This is a genomic window from Desulfonatronum zhilinae (assembly GCF_900182865.1).
GTDB lineage: Bacteria > Desulfobacterota > Desulfovibrionia > Desulfovibrionales > Desulfonatronaceae > Desulfonatronum > Desulfonatronum lacustre.
Window position 1 is genome coordinate 1 of record NZ_FXUJ01000088.1, and the last position, 1,213, is coordinate 1,213.

The following is a 1,213-nucleotide window of genomic DNA, read 5'->3' on the forward strand; positions in this document are numbered from 1 at the left end:
ACCGGCACATCACCGGCCCAGCACCAGATTTGACATCACGCCGCATGCCCTCAGCACCAAAAACCTTGGTACAAGCATCAAGCGGCAACGAAAAACAGTGATGCCGGGAAGTATCAGTTGGTACTTTCCGGCATCACCTATCGGCGTCTAGTTGAAAATGGGCTGTCACTGTCAGGTTGGTCTGCGTAACAGCTTGAAGTTATATTACATTTTTTGGCGTCACCTAGTAACACGCCGTTCCCCCACCGTATACCCACCAGCACAGTCTTGGTTATGCCAACCTTTGTCACAAGATTTCAGTTAGTTATTATGCAAATTTAACCCATCATATACCCATCAGCACGTCCATAGTTTTGGTTGCTTCGGACAAAGTGTTGCGTGTCAAATGCGCATACTTTTGAGTTGTTTGTATCTGCGAGTGCCCGAGCAGTTTCTGCACCTCGTACAAAGACCTGCCGCTGTTGATCAGAAAAGAGGCGTAGCTGTGTCTCAAATCGTGCAGGCGAACGTCGGGTATCTTGGCCTTCTTGCGTATTCTGTCCCAGGTTCGGTGGAAGTGTTGTAATGGCTTGCCCGATTTCGGGGTTGGGAATACATACTCTGAGCCGTTGTCCTGTCTGCGTTTCAGCACTTCAACGGCCCTGACGGACAGCGGAACCGTTTTCGGCCTTTTGCCTTTGTTGCGCTCGGCTGGCAGCGTCCAGGTGGCCGTGGTGAGATCGATTTCGCTCCAGGTAAGCTCTACAACCTCGGTTTTGCGAGCACCGGTAACCATCAGGAACTCTACGATATCCGGTACTACCGTGCTGTTGCACCCCTTGAGGGCTTCCAGCAGACGGTGCATTTCGGCGGTGGTCAGGTAGCGCTCCTTTTGCGAGTTGTCCTCCAACTGCTGCGTATTTCTGGCAGGTGACTTTTCGATTACCTCCCATTTTTCCGCCAGCGTGAAAACGTGTTTGGCTACGGACATTATCCTGTTCACCGAGCTTGGCTTCAGATTGCCCTCTGCCAGCTTATTCTGAATGTCGATAACGTCTTGCTTGATGTCCCTGCAAAAAGTCAGCGGCAATTATGCGGCCAGCCCCCAGCGATGCCCCTGGTAGGTGTGCTGAAGGGGACGAACCGGAGCAGTTGAGCTGAAAAGGCGATAAAAAGGTGTCCTGAGAAAGTAATTTGACAGTAATTTGCTCTTTGACATGGCTTCCCGCGTCTT

At 51.4% G+C, this 1,213-nt stretch carries 2 protein-coding genes; both read right to left on the reverse strand.

The window, feature by feature from the left end; genetic code table 11:
* Positions 1–325: 325 nt before the first annotated feature.
* Positions 326–970: a tyrosine-type recombinase/integrase gene (locus AC559A_RS19155; RefSeq protein WP_498819294.1), complete on the reverse strand. Its 645-nt coding sequence runs from the start codon at positions 968–970 to the stop codon at positions 326–328.
* A gap of 43 nt (positions 971–1,013) precedes the next feature.
* Positions 1,014–1,213 (reverse strand): hypothetical protein (locus AC559A_RS19160; RefSeq protein ID WP_498819295.1); only part of this gene is annotated, 200 nt, incomplete at its 5' end.